The sequence below is a fragment of the Streptomyces sp. NPDC017940 genome (genome assembly GCF_044328435.1).
GTDB lineage: Bacteria > Actinomycetota > Actinomycetes > Streptomycetales > Streptomycetaceae > Streptomyces.
Map to the genome: position 1 here is coordinate 23229 of NZ_JBIRHJ010000008.1, position 11534 is coordinate 34762.

Consider the following 11534-nt stretch of genomic DNA (forward strand, 5'->3'; position numbering starts at 1 on the left):
ATGCCAACCATGCACCTCAGCAACGGAGTCCAGCTCGCCTACGACGACCACGACCACCACGCCGAGCAGGCCGAGCACGCCGAGCACGACAAGCACGCCGAGCACGACAAGCACGGCGACCGCGACGAGCACGGCACCCACGGCCGTGCTTCCCGCATCCCCCTGGTGCTCGTGCACGGCCACCCCTTCAACCGGTCGGCCTGGGACGCGCAGGTCGCCGGGTTCGCCGCCGAACGCCGTGTGATCACGTTCGATCTGCGCGGCTACGGCGATTCGGCGGTGGAGGAGGCGCCGCCCATCGCCGACTTCGGGGACTTCGCGCGGGACCTGGAGGCGCTCCTCGACCGTCTGGGCGTGGAGCGGTGCGTGGTGGGCGGCGTGTCGATGGGCGGCCAGATCGTCCTCGACGCGTACGCGCGCTTCCCGCACTGGATGGCGGGTCTGCTGCTGTCCGACACCTCGGCGGGTGCCGAGACGCCCGAGGGCAAGGTGGCCCGCAACGAACTCGCGGACCGGCTCCTGGCCGAGGGCATGCGGGGGTACACGGACGAGGTCCTGCACAAGATGGTGGCCTCGTACAACGAGGAGGCCACCGAGCGGGTGCGGCGGATGATGCTGGCGTCGTCGCCGCGGGGCGCGGCGGCGGCGCTGCGGGCGCGTGCCGAACGCCCGGACTACGAGGCCGGGTTGGCGGATGTGCGGGTGCCGGTCCTGGTGGTCGTGGGCAGGGACGACACGTACACGCCGGTGGCGGGCGCGCGGGCGCTGTCCGAGGCGCTGCCCGACGCGTGGCTGTGCGTCGTCGAGCGGGCGGCGCACCTGCCGAACGTGGAGCGGCCCGAGGAGTTCAACGCGGCGGTGCGGGACTGGCTCGCCGGAATCGGCTGACGTGGCGGCCACCGCCGGGGCGTGAAGCGGCTGGTACCGGCGGTGGCCGTGGGACGCGCCGGCGCCGCGTGGTGCGCCCGCATGCCGGCGCGTGCCTGCCCGTGCGGCCCGGGATCTCGGTGCTGGGTTACGCGCCCGGGGTCTTGGGACCGAGCGCGGCGCCGGTGCGGAGGTCGACGCCAAGAGGGGAGTTTTCTCCACTGCCCCGCGGAGGTGCGGCTTTCGATAATGACGGCATGAAGAGCACACGACAAGCCGACAGAGCTGTTGGAGCAGTACCCGCGAGAGCCGCCGTCACGAGCGGCTTCACCGCGTTCCGCCGCACCCTGACCCTGTGGGGCCTCGCCCACCGCGCGTTCTGCCTGTCGCTGTGGTGCGTCATGGTGTCCTCGGTGCTGCGCGGCCCGCTCGGCGCGAAGCTCCTTCCGGGTACGGAGCGCAGGGTGCGGGCCCTGGCGGACCGGCAGCGGGCGCTGGCCGCGCGGTGGTCGGGCGTCGACATCCCCGCGGTGTACGCGGAGCTGCCCGCCGCGGGCGCCGCACGGGGCAAGGCCCTGCGCGCCCAGCTCCTCGACAAGGGCAACCAGGTGCACCGGGACTGGCGCTGGGTGCACGTGGACGGGTTCGCGGGCGGCGCGATCGCCGCGGGCCCCGCGCTGCTCGCCCTCACCGGCCTGTGGGGTCTGTGGACGGCCGCGGTGGGCACGGAGCAGCCCGGCCGGTGGGACGGCCTGTGGTTCCTCTTCGTCCCGGTCGGCGACCCCGCCACGGCGGCACTCGCGGGCGCGCTCGGCGCCCTGTGCCTGCCCCTGGCCGTCCTCTGGGCTCCGCGCCGCACCCTGCTCCTGCACGCCCGCTACCTCCGTGCCCTCCTCGCCCCCGCCGAATCCGAGCTGCTCGCTGCCCGCGTCGAGCACCTGCGGACGACCCGCTCCGACGCCGTCGACACCCAGATGTCGGAGATCCGCCGCATCGAACGCGACCTGCACGACGGCGCGCAGGCCCGCCTGGTCGCGATGGGCATGACCCTGAACGCCGCCGAGCACCTGCTCTCCACCGACCCGGAGGCCGTCCGTGACCTCCTCGTCGAGGCCCGGCAATCCTCCACCGCCGCCCTCAAGGAGCTTCGCGACCTGGTCAAGGGCATCCACCCGCCGATACTCGCGGACCGCGGGATCGCCGATGCCGTACGCTCCCTGGCGATGGTCAGCCCGCTGCGCACCGAGGTCGTCGTCGAACTCCCGGCCCGCCCCGAGCCGCCCGTGGAGTCCGCCGTGTACTTCGCCGTCTCCGAGCTCGTCACCAACGCCGCGAAGCACTCCGGGGCCGAGCGGTGCTGGATCGACCTGCGGTACGAGGCCGGTTCGCTGCGGGTGTCCGTCGCGGACGACGGGCGGGGCGGCGCGGACGTGTCCGCCGGGACGGGTCTGCGGGGCGTGGAGCGGCGCCTCGCCCACTTCGACGGCGTCCTCGCCGTGAACAGCCCGCCGGGCGGCCCGACCCTGATGACCATGGAGCTGCCGTGCGCGTTGTCCTCGCCGAAGACCACTTCCTCCTGAGGGACGGCGTCACCCGGCTCCTCGAAGCCTTCGGCCACGAGGTCCTCGCGGCCGTCGACACCGGCCCCCTCCTCCTCGAAGCGCTCCTTACCCTGCGCCCCGACGTCGCCGTGGTCGACGTCCGCCTGCCGCCCTCGTTCAGCGACGAGGGGCTGCGCGCCGCCGTGTCCGCCCGTACCCGGGTTCCCGGCCTTCCGGTGCTGCTCCTGTCCCAGTACGTGGAGCCCCTGTACGCACACGAGTTGCTGGCCACCGGCTCCGAGGGCATCGGCTACGTCCTGAAGGAACGCGTGTCCGACGGGGCGGAGTTCATCGCCACGATCGCGCGTGTGGCGGGCGGCGGTACGGCGATGGACCCCGAGGTGGTGTCCAAGCTCGTCACCGGCAAGTCCCGCGACGAGCCCCTCGCCTCCCTGACCCCGCGCGAGCGCGAGGTGCTCGAGTGCCTGGCGCAGGGCCGGTCCAACGCGGGCATCGCGGAGGCCCTGTTCATCACCGAGAAGGCGGTGGCCAAGCATGTCGGCAACATCTTCATGAAACTGGGGCTGCCGCCGTCGGAGTCCGCGAACCGGAGGGTGCTGGCTGTTCTGGCCTACCTGGACAGGTAGGCCAGGAAGGCGTGCCAGGCGGGGGCGCCGAAGAGTACGGCGGGGCCGTGGGGGTTCTTGCTGTCCCGCACGGGGACCCCGCCCTCCCGGTGAGCGTCGTTGACTTCGAGGCAGTCCGCACCGTCGCCAGCGCTGTACGTCGACTTGCGCCACGCCCCCAGGATCGAGGCGTCCGGGAGGCTGTTCTGCCGCTCACGATTGCTCAGCATGCTCGTAATCGTCCGCCACCGTCTTGATCAGCGCAAGCGATCCTTGGTGCGACAACGCGTCGCCCAACGCGTGCTCGAAGCGGGTCTGGCAGTTACGCACCACGGCCGGGTCCTCCAGCACCCTGCCGGTGTTCAGTCCCTCCACGTACGCCACCGGAGGCAGCTCGTTGAACCACATCAGCGTGACGAAGCCGTCCAACAGGACGTGCGGGCCCACCGCGAACGGCAGCACGTGCACCCTGATTCGCCCGCGTTCCCCCAGGTTTGCAATGTGCCGGAGCTGCGGGCACATCACCTCAGCTCCCCCGACGGGCCTGCGAAGTACAGCTTCGTCCAGCAGGTACCACGCCACGGGAGACTTGCAGTCATCGAAGACCTGGGCCCGCGCCAGCCGTGTGCCCAGCAGCGCGTCACGTTCCTCCGGGGATTTCGGGGGAAACCATGACCGGAAGATTTCGTGCGCGTACGCCTTCGTCTGAAGGAGGCCGGGGACGAGCTTCGGAGCATACGTACGGATCACCGTAGCTCGCTGCTCCAACTCCAGTGCCTCTGCGAACCGCTCGGGAGCAAGCCCCTCTCCCCTGGCCGGGAGGAACCGGACCAACACACCCCCCGCACCCAGAACATCATCCAAACGCTGCGCATCCTCGACCGTAGGTCGCCGCCTGCCGGCCTCGATGTGGGCGATGTGCGTACGGGACATGATCGCCCGCACACTCAGCTCCTCCTGGGTGAAACCCGCCCCCTCCCGCCGCGAGCGCAGCTCCTCCCCGTACCGAAGTCGGGACTCGGGATTGTCCTCAATGGCCACCGGCAAGCTCCTCACGTGCAAGAACAGTTGTCACCCCGCGCCTACTGGTGAGCGTAGCGACGCCGACCGCACAGTGTGACGAGAACCGCACACACAGCGAGAGGTGGCACGATGGAGACGGCTGGGCAGCAGTTCGGGCGGGGTGCGTACGTGGGGCACGCGGGGACGGACATCTACGGTCCGGGGAAGGTGCTGTCGGAGGACGGCGACCTCAGGAGGGTCCGCTTCACGCACTTCGTGGCGACGATCAAGGTGGAGGACCTGCGTCCGGCGACGCCGCTGGAGGAGAGCGAGATGAACTCCTGGCTGTGCCGCAAGGCGGAGCGGTACGGGAGCGACTGGCAGCTCTCCTAGGCGGGACACCGTAGTTGACAGGGCAATAGCGGCCGAAACAGGGCCGTATCGGAATCAGGGCGCCCCTCCTAGGCTGAGCCGCAGCGCACCGCAGGGTGCGTGCCCGACCCGACGTTCCGGGAGGTCGACCGTGGCGGCACTGTCTGAGGGCATCTACCTCATCAAGAACGAGGCGAGCGGACTGTACGCGGGGGTGCAGCCGGGAGGAGGGGCGAAGCAGGGTGCGAAGGTCGTGCTGGAGGAGCTGCACGCCGAGGGCACGGAGCGGCACCGGCAGTTCTGGCACGTGAAGCCGCACAGCGCGAGGGAGGGTGCGTGGACGCTCCAGAACGTCCACAGCACCCTGCGCATGGACATCTTGGTGAACAGGGGCAGGGCGGGCGCGGCGGTGCAGCAGTGCCCGCCGGAGTCCCGGGAGGACCTGCTGCTCACGCAGTTGTGGCGGCCCGAGCACATACTCGAGGACCGCTTCGTGTGGGTGAACGTGCACAGCGGCAAGCACTTGGCGGTGCGCGGTGACCGCTTGGAGGCGAACGCCGAGCTGGAGCAGGCGGAGCCCGAGGTGGAGGACGACCGGGGCACGCAGGTGTGGGCGCTGGAGCGGGTGGAGGACCGGGGTGAGTCGAAGGCGTTCGACGCGCTGACGGCACGGGTGGTGTCGCCGGGCACCCTGGCGACGCCGGGGAACGTGATCACGTCGGCGCTCAAGGGCATCCTGGACGCGGGCGGCGGTGTGTTCGAGACGATGGCGAAGACGGTGCCCGACCCGAGGGCGCCGTATCTGCGCTTCGACGGCTTCCGCGGGGACGAGTTCATCCGCTTCTCGCCGCGGCTCGGCATCGAGTCGGGCCCCAAGAAGATCACTGAGCAGTTCCCGCAGCTGCCCACGGGCTTCTCCCGCAAGGAGGACGTCCTGAACGCCCGCAGGGGCAGCAGCAACACGCACGCCGCGGTGATCCACGACGGCCTGGTGGAGTTCTCGGAGCGCTCGGCGAGCCGCACCTCGCTCTCGCTGCTCACGGACGAGAGCGAGCCCCGGCCGATCAGGGCGGCGACCACCGCCGACACCAAGGGCGAGAAGATCGCGCTCTTCTACGACGAGGGGGCCACGCTGCTCGACCCGCGGGGCAACCACGCCGGGGAGTTCCGCCTGGAGCACGCGCCCGTCGACTTCCTGACCGGCCTGGACACCGTCACCTCCGCGCCCTTCGACGACGAGATGCACTTCTTCCTCGTCAAGGGCGACGAGTTCGTGATCGTCAGCGCGGGCAAACTGGTCCAGGGCGCGACCAGGCTCACCGACGCCTACCCGTTCCTCGGCGGGGTGTGGATGTAGCCGACGGGTGTGGAGGTAACCGGCGGGGAGGTAACCGGCGGGCGCGGCGGCAGTCAGCCGACCTGCCGCAGCCAGTCCACCAGGATCTCGTTGACCTCCTCGGCCCGCTCCTGCTGCACCCAGTGGCCACAGCCCTTGAGTATGTGCGAGGAGAGCAGGCCGGGGAGGGTCGCGGGGTAGGCGTCGAGGGCGGCGGAGAGCCACGTCAGGGACGGGTCGAGGTCGCCCGCGACGAACAGGGAAGGGCAGGTGAGGGGGGCGCCGTCCCAGGCGGCGAGGTCGGCCCAGTCGCGGTCCATGTTGCGGTACCTGGCGAGCGGGCCGCGCATGCCGCCGCGCTCGAACTCGGCGGCGTACGCGTCCAGGTCCGCCTCGGAGAGCCACTGCGGGCGGCGTCCGTCGCGGGGCATGCGGTCGGACATCCGGCCGCCCTTGGGCACGAAGTGCAGGGCGGGGGCGTCGGGGGGCGGCATGGTGTCGCCGGACAGCGCCGCGTAGAAGCCCGCGAGCCAGGCGCGTACGTCCGGTTCCATCTCGGCCTCGGCGCGGCCGGGCTCCTGGAAGTAGCTGACGTAGAACTCCTCGTCGCCGGGGATGGCGGCGAACGCGTCGGTGGGGCGGGGGCCGCCGCGGGGGGCGTACGGCACGCTCATCAGGGCGGCCGCGCGGAAGACGTCGGGGCGCAGGAGGGCGGAGTTCGCGGCGATGGGGGAGCCCCAGTCGTGGCCCACCACGACGGCGGTGTCCTCGCCGAGGGCCCGCACCACGCCCACGTTGTCGGCGACGTGGGCGAGCATGCCGTACGCGGCGGTGTCCTCGGGCTTCGACGAGCGGCCGTATCCGCGTACGTCGATCGCCACGGCGCGGTGGCCGGCTGCCGCGAGCGCCGGGAGTTGGCTTCGCCAGGAGTACCAGGTCTCGGGGAAGCCGTGCACCAGGAGCACCAGGGGGCCGCTGCCCTGCTCCACCGCGTGGATCTCGACCCCCGGGCTGCCGGGCAGCTCCACCAGCCGGTGCGTGACGTCAAGTGCGCGCATGGTCCCCTCCCCCGCAGCCCACCCGGGCCACCTCCCCCAGTCTCCACGGGACCGCCCCCACCCCCCACCCTTGTTGCCACTCCGGCAAACCCACAACCTGCGGCTCCACTGCGCCCGACCATCACGCAGTTCCTTACGCCCTTGAGGGGGCACACCCGCCGGGGTTTTAGGGGCGCGGGGAACTGCGTGACCAGCCCACAAACACCCGCAGACGCGCCTGCGCAGCTGCCCAGCAAACGCGCCTGCGGCTTGTCGCACGCTGAGCGCGCAGTTCCTCGCGCCCCTGACGGGGCACAGCCCGCGTGGCCCCCCGGGCAGACGGGTGGGGCGCGGCCCGGGCAGATGCCGGGTCGCGCCCCACCCCTTGACGGCCGACCGGCCCCGCCGGGGGTGGAGGCCGGCCGAGCCGACCGCTGTGCGGCCGTGACCCCCTGAGCACACTGCCCGAGCCCTTCCGCCAGGCCACCTACCTGCCCCGCCCTTGGCCCCGGTTCGATATCTCTATCGCCCGTGTCAATGGGCGTGGTTGCGTCCAGACTGCGTCTGGAACTGAAGCCCGTGGAGATTCAGGGGGACGCATGTGGGGGACCGTCATTGCCGTACTGGGCACACTCGGCGGCGTGGCGCTGGCGAGCGCCACGCAAATCCTGACCGATCGTCGGGCGCGCAGGGAACAGCAGCGACAGCAGATCGCCGAGGCCGTTCAACAGCTGCTCAGCGCGGTGATGACGTACCGGGAGGCGCATTGGCTTCTGATCGCCGACATTCGGGACGGCGAACAGGACACCCGGGAGACACGCGCCACTCGCTTTCGAGCCCGGTCCGAGATCACCAACGCCTTCGACAGGCTCAGCCTCGTCACGGCCGATCCGCAGCTCGTCGAAGCTGCTTCGGCAGCGCTCTGGGCAGCGGTAGAGCTGAGTCACATCGACGTCGGCCAAGCCACGGAAGGCCGCTTCGCCGAGCACGTCGAAACCGCCCTGACAGTCGGGCGGGAGCGCACAAGGGACACCCATACGGCACTACGGAAGGCCGCGACCGCCCATGTGCACCGCCGCTCCCCCCGCCGCACCGGCACCTGATCCCGTCCCGCACGGCCCGCTCCCCTCACCGCCGCCCCTCCCACCGAACGACAAAACCCCAGGCCAGATTGGATCCGACCTGGGGTTCAAGAGAGCCGCCTTCGGGATTCGAACCCGAGACCTACGCATTACGAGGGCCTACAAGATCGTGACGGGTGGTGCCGTGACTGCCCGCCAGGTCCTGTCGTACCTGGCCAGAAGCGTGGTGTCCCATCCGCCCGTGCCGCGTGATCCAACACGTGCTTCCCCGTCCGCTCACGCATCGCTCACGCATGGAGTCGGCGCCGGAGCAGATGATCGCAGCTGGTCAGCCCACCAGTCTGCTGATCACTCATCGTGGTGGGCTGCTCTTCGACGCAGAACCTCGAGTCAGCGCCTGGAGTTCCCGATCTCGGCACACACCGTCGAAAAGGGAGCCGCTCATGGCCATGCTCTTCACAGCCCGAACCATCGCAACTCTTGTTACGACGGCGGCACTCGCCGTCTTATCTCCATCAGCCGCACACGCCACCGCCATCGGTACCACTCCCGTCGCCACCTTCGATTACCAAGTCGGAGGCGTCACCATGAAGGTCCCGACAGGCTGCGTGTTTACCCACATCATCCGCAGCGACGGCAAGAGCATCACCTACCAGAACGCCGGCGTCGACTGCGGTTTCGTCGGCGCTCTGAACAGCGGCTTCTGCAACTGGCGCATCGACTTCACGTACGCGGACACCAGCAACAGGACGTATCGCACCTCCAGGGGCAGGACCCACACGGAGTGCAAGATCGACCCGATGCGGAACAACGCCCCGCAGAAGCTCCCCCACTACGGCAAGGCGTGCGCTCACCTCTATGTCAACGGTGTGCGGCGAGTCAGCCAGTGCCACCACATCACCAAGTGAGCCGCACATGACCCCCGAGGCCTCGTCCCAGGACCCCGTCCAGGAAGCGAAGCACCGCCGCGCCGGCATCATCGCCTTCGCCATCGGCGCCGCAGCCTCGCTCGCGTTCTTCGCCTTCTTCCCCGGCCTCCCTCACGTCATCGACTAGGGTGCCATCCTCGCCTCTCTCGTCGTCGGCGCCCTCACCCGCTGGGCCTGGCTGGCCCGGACCCGAAGGAGGCGCACTATCGTGGGGTAGGCGGTAGATCGTCGCGGGCGCTTGCCGAGCCAATGGGCATCAAGCCAGACCCGATGTTCAGGTCGCAGCTGCACCGCCCGGAGGCCACGTCCACCGCGATATGGCCGAGATCGAAGAGCCTGTGGATGTCACTGCGCAGGAGCAGTCCGCCGTACTCGTGGTGCTCGCCACTCTCGGCGTAGCTGTAGAGGTGAGCCGCTTCCAGAGCGTCGGCCGACGTTGGGCCCGCGAAGGCGCACACTTCGCCCTGCTCTCGAAACAGCCGTGCACGGAACGCCTCTTGGCCAACACGCCTTCGCATCCGCGCCTCCCTGCGGCCCGTCGGCGAGCACTCCAAGAGCCAGGCCAAATAATCCAACGAGAGACGTAGGTGGCCAATTCTAATACCCGACCGGGCTGCCCGTCCTTGCCAGAAAGAGGCACTACCGGCAGCATTAAACCGTTGACGTGACTGTGGAACGGGGAGACAGGATGATCTTGCGGGGCAATTCGGGCAATTCGTCAGAAATTCCCCAAGAGGCCGCATTCTGGGTGCCCTCCGAGCATGAAATACCAGAGGATGAAGGCATCGGCTTCTTTCAGGACGTCTGGATGATCCTAGGGGTCTCGCCGCAGGATGCACTCGCCGTTGTCTCGACCGAACAGAAATACATTAGCGTCACCGACACCCTCTCCAGTTCCCTTCTACTTTTCGAGCAGATCTCAAAACTCCTTGAGTCCGGCGAAGTGGGCGACTCACTGGAGGGAAATCTCTACGGGGAACTGGTTAAACACATCACGGAGCTACCGGAAGACCCGGATGAATACGTGTCCCCGCTAGACGGTTTGGACCTCGGGGTTTCTGGTCTCACACACGCACTTTCAACTATAGGCGGCGTTCCGGTAGCAAGCTGCAGGGGGCATGCCACCCAAAACCCATGGGCGCGTCAGCCTGTAGTATTCGCTGCCTTGGATGAGGAGCGCGCCCACTGGCTCAAGCCATTGCTCTCAGCTACCGGATGTAGCTTTTATGTGGATCCCGAGCGATCTGAATTCCTGGCGATTGAGGCTCCCTCTATAATCGAGTCTAATCGACTCGCGGCGCTTATACTTGAGAAATTTTCTAAGCGAACCCACTTTGAAAGATGGCTCGATCTTTCAAAGATTGGCTATCCAGCCGACCATGACGAATGATGCGGCTCAGCCGCACACACTGATCAATCGACAGGAGTAGCCGCCGGACATGCCCATTCTTCACATACATGACGAATTGAGACTGTTGAGGCGTCGAGGCGAAGAAGGGTAACAAAATGACAGCCGAACCCCATACCCAATGACAAGACTCTTTGCCTCATGCTAGACAACTGCGCCGCGCTGGTATTGCGACTCACCCTAAGCTCGCCCACACCATCATCGAACGTGAAAGTCTTGGTCATTGGCGCAAGACGTAGACCCAAGCGCCAAGTGAGCCATGAGTGGACAATAAGACCGCTCCCGCGCAGGATCTCCTTGTCAACGGATAGCCTGACCCCAATTACATGCCCCGAGGGATCAACAGCCATGTTCCCTGGTCTACGAGGCTCCTTTTCCTCCATTGGTTTCGCACCCCGCTCAGAAAGATCAATCAAATCTTCTGGCGTGCGACCAAGCTGGCTACTGATCAGGCACTGCGATAGGCGCGCAGGACTAACCGGGTAGCGTTGGGTAACCTCCGCGAATAGCGCCTTCCGCGTGATGGGCCCGTGTTCGGTCACCACCTCAATTACGGCATCCAAGGCATTCGCGTGATGACTCCCTTGAGGGAGAGGCCATTCCACCAGCGCCCATACACGCTCGGCCCTGAGCAGTATGAATCGTTCGTCGCGTCGAAGCCCTTCACGTACCGCGGCATCACTCTTAGCTCGGATGGCCCCGCGAATATCTTCCACCCTGCGGGGCTCGCCCTGCTTTGATAGCCATAGGTACGCGGCATCGCGATGACGGGCATTGCGGCGGAGCCATGCTCCATCCTGGGAGCGGACGAGAGGGCTTCGCGAGTGAGTCAAGATCTGCTCAAGAGGAGAACCTCCCGGAATCCCCAACGCCAGCGCGAGTTCCTCGAGTTCACCTGGGTGGTATGGAGCCTGCGCCAGCAGCTTCTGAATGAGCTCCCCCAGTGCCTCCTTGTTGGAAGTCCACAGTTCCACGAGCTCGCCGGCCCAGCTGCTGGGGTGAGTCAGCCCCATCGCTCGGAGCAGAGAGCTGCGCAACACCCCGCCCCTGAAATCACCAATCTCATCAGCGAGTTCGGCGTCCGGAACCGCTGGGCGGGACTTCAACCGCCCATGCACACGCTCCCGCCAGGAGCCCCCGAACATATCGGCCAACTGGGCACATTCCTGATCGGCTTTCAGGAGGATCTGACGTGCCCTCTCCCTCGTCACTCGATGCACAGCACCGATGGTTGAAAGCGATTGCCCGCTGTGGCGTCGCGCAAGAATGTCTCGTTCACGTTCATTGAGCAGGGACCAAACTTCACTGTCCCAACCGTCACTCTCAGCCATGCT

The 11534-nt window shown here is 67.9% G+C and carries 14 protein-coding genes; 9 read left to right on the plus strand and 5 right to left on the minus strand.

Annotated elements, in window-relative coordinates:
- The 3 genes from ACH4DX_RS26425 (at position 1) to ACH4DX_RS26435 (ending at position 3055) form a co-directional block, all read left to right on the plus strand.
- Entirely contained in the window at positions 1-888 is an 888-nt protein-coding gene (locus ACH4DX_RS26425; RefSeq protein ID WP_398157016.1) for an alpha/beta fold hydrolase, read from the plus strand.
- A gap of 236 nt (positions 889-1124) precedes the next feature.
- A complete protein-coding gene (locus tag ACH4DX_RS26430; protein WP_398157017.1) occupies positions 1125-2447 on the plus strand; it encodes a sensor histidine kinase in 1323 nt (440 codons plus the stop codon).
- Complete coding sequence (locus ACH4DX_RS26435; protein WP_398157018.1) at positions 2411-3055, plus strand: LuxR C-terminal-related transcriptional regulator; 645 nt, start codon at positions 2411-2413, stop codon at positions 3053-3055. The genes ACH4DX_RS26430 and ACH4DX_RS26435 overlap by 37 nt, the downstream gene beginning before the upstream one ends.
- Here the strand turns inward: ACH4DX_RS26435 and ACH4DX_RS26440 are convergent.
- Together ACH4DX_RS26440 and ACH4DX_RS26445 are read right to left on the minus strand one after the other, a co-directional pair.
- On the minus strand, positions 3040-3264 hold the full coding sequence (locus ACH4DX_RS26440) for a DUF397 domain-containing protein (RefSeq protein ID WP_398157019.1): 225 nt from the start codon (positions 3262-3264) through the stop codon (positions 3040-3042). The two genes, ACH4DX_RS26435 and ACH4DX_RS26440, sit on opposite strands and share 16 nt — an antisense overlap.
- A complete protein-coding gene (locus tag ACH4DX_RS26445; RefSeq protein ID WP_398157020.1) occupies positions 3248-4075 on the minus strand; it encodes a Scr1 family TA system antitoxin-like transcriptional regulator in 828 nt (275 codons plus the stop codon). Before ACH4DX_RS26445 ends, ACH4DX_RS26440 begins: the two co-directional genes overlap by 17 nt.
- 111 nt (positions 4076-4186) lie before the next feature.
- Here ACH4DX_RS26445 and ACH4DX_RS26450 point away from each other — a divergent pair, with 111 nt between their 5' ends.
- Positions 4187-4429, plus strand: coding sequence for a hypothetical protein (locus ACH4DX_RS26450; RefSeq protein WP_398119987.1), 243 nt, complete (start codon positions 4187-4189; stop codon positions 4427-4429).
- 130 nt (positions 4430-4559) lie between these two features.
- Positions 4560-5765, plus strand: a complete 1206-nt coding sequence (locus ACH4DX_RS26455; RefSeq protein WP_398119985.1) for an RICIN domain-containing protein — start codon at positions 4560-4562, stop codon at positions 5763-5765.
- 53 nt (positions 5766-5818) lie between these two features.
- Here the strand turns inward: ACH4DX_RS26455 and ACH4DX_RS26460 are convergent, their stop codons facing one another.
- Positions 5819-6802, minus strand: a complete 984-nt coding sequence (locus ACH4DX_RS26460; RefSeq protein ID WP_398157021.1) for an alpha/beta fold hydrolase — start codon at positions 6800-6802, stop codon at positions 5819-5821.
- A gap of 620 nt (positions 6803-7422) precedes the next feature.
- Here ACH4DX_RS26460 and ACH4DX_RS26465 point away from each other — a divergent pair.
- The 3 genes from ACH4DX_RS26465 to ACH4DX_RS26475 all read left to right on the plus strand — a co-directional run bounded on the left by ACH4DX_RS26465 (position 7423) and on the right by ACH4DX_RS26475 (position 8919).
- Complete coding sequence (locus tag ACH4DX_RS26465; RefSeq protein ID WP_398157022.1) at positions 7423-7884, plus strand: hypothetical protein; 462 nt, start codon at positions 7423-7425, stop codon at positions 7882-7884.
- 566 nt (positions 7885-8450) lie between these two features.
- On the plus strand, positions 8451-8771 hold the full coding sequence (locus tag ACH4DX_RS26470; RefSeq protein WP_398157023.1) for a hypothetical protein: 321 nt from the start codon (positions 8451-8453) through the stop codon (positions 8769-8771).
- 7 nt (positions 8772-8778) lie between these two features.
- Positions 8779-8919: a hypothetical protein gene (locus tag ACH4DX_RS26475; RefSeq protein WP_398157024.1), complete on the plus strand. Its 141-nt coding sequence runs from the start codon at positions 8779-8781 to the stop codon at positions 8917-8919.
- A gap of 76 nt (positions 8920-8995) precedes the next feature.
- Here ACH4DX_RS26475 and ACH4DX_RS26480 read toward each other — a convergent pair whose 3' ends face one another.
- Positions 8996-9535, minus strand: a complete 540-nt coding sequence (locus ACH4DX_RS26480; RefSeq protein ID WP_398157025.1) for an HNH endonuclease — start codon at positions 9533-9535, stop codon at positions 8996-8998.
- On the opposite strand from ACH4DX_RS26480, the gene ACH4DX_RS26485 reads away from it, so the two are divergent.
- Positions 9457-10182: a hypothetical protein gene (locus ACH4DX_RS26485; RefSeq protein ID WP_398157285.1), complete on the plus strand. Its 726-nt coding sequence runs from the start codon at positions 9457-9459 to the stop codon at positions 10180-10182. The genes ACH4DX_RS26480 and ACH4DX_RS26485 overlap by 79 nt on opposite strands.
- Positions 10183-10205: 23 nt before the next feature.
- On the opposite strand, the gene ACH4DX_RS26490 is transcribed toward ACH4DX_RS26485, so the two are convergent.
- Positions 10206-11531 carry a sigma factor-like helix-turn-helix DNA-binding protein gene (locus ACH4DX_RS26490; RefSeq protein ID WP_398157026.1) on the minus strand — a complete coding sequence of 442 codons (1326 nt, stop codon included), beginning with the start codon at positions 11529-11531 and terminating at the stop codon, positions 10206-10208.
- Positions 11532-11534: the final 3 nt, after the last annotated feature.

Coding starts and splice junctions, on each gene's coding strand:
- ACH4DX_RS26460 (WP_398157021.1), bottom strand. CDS start 6,802: ATGCGCGCACTTGACGTCACGCACCGGCTGGTGGAGCTGCCCGGCAGC.
- ACH4DX_RS26490 (WP_398157026.1), bottom strand. CDS start 11,531: ATGGCTGAGAGTGACGGTTGGGACAGTGAAGTTTGGTCCCTGCTCAAT.
- ACH4DX_RS26450 (WP_398119987.1), top strand. CDS start 4,187: ATGGAGACGGCTGGGCAGCAGTTCGGGCGGGGTGCGTACGTGGGGCAC.
- ACH4DX_RS26470 (WP_398157023.1), top strand. CDS start 8,451: ATGAAGGTCCCGACAGGCTGCGTGTTTACCCACATCATCCGCAGCGAC.
- ACH4DX_RS26425 (WP_398157016.1), top strand. CDS start 1: ATGCCAACCATGCACCTCAGCAACGGAGTCCAGCTCGCCTACGACGAC.
- ACH4DX_RS26430 (WP_398157017.1), top strand. CDS start 1,125: ATGAAGAGCACACGACAAGCCGACAGAGCTGTTGGAGCAGTACCCGCG.
- ACH4DX_RS26440 (WP_398157019.1), bottom strand. CDS start 3,264: ATGCTGAGCAATCGTGAGCGGCAGAACAGCCTCCCGGACGCCTCGATC.
- ACH4DX_RS26480 (WP_398157025.1), bottom strand. CDS start 9,535: ATGCGGCCTCTTGGGGAATTTCTGACGAATTGCCCGAATTGCCCCGCA.
- ACH4DX_RS26475 (WP_398157024.1), top strand. CDS start 8,779: ATGACCCCCGAGGCCTCGTCCCAGGACCCCGTCCAGGAAGCGAAGCAC.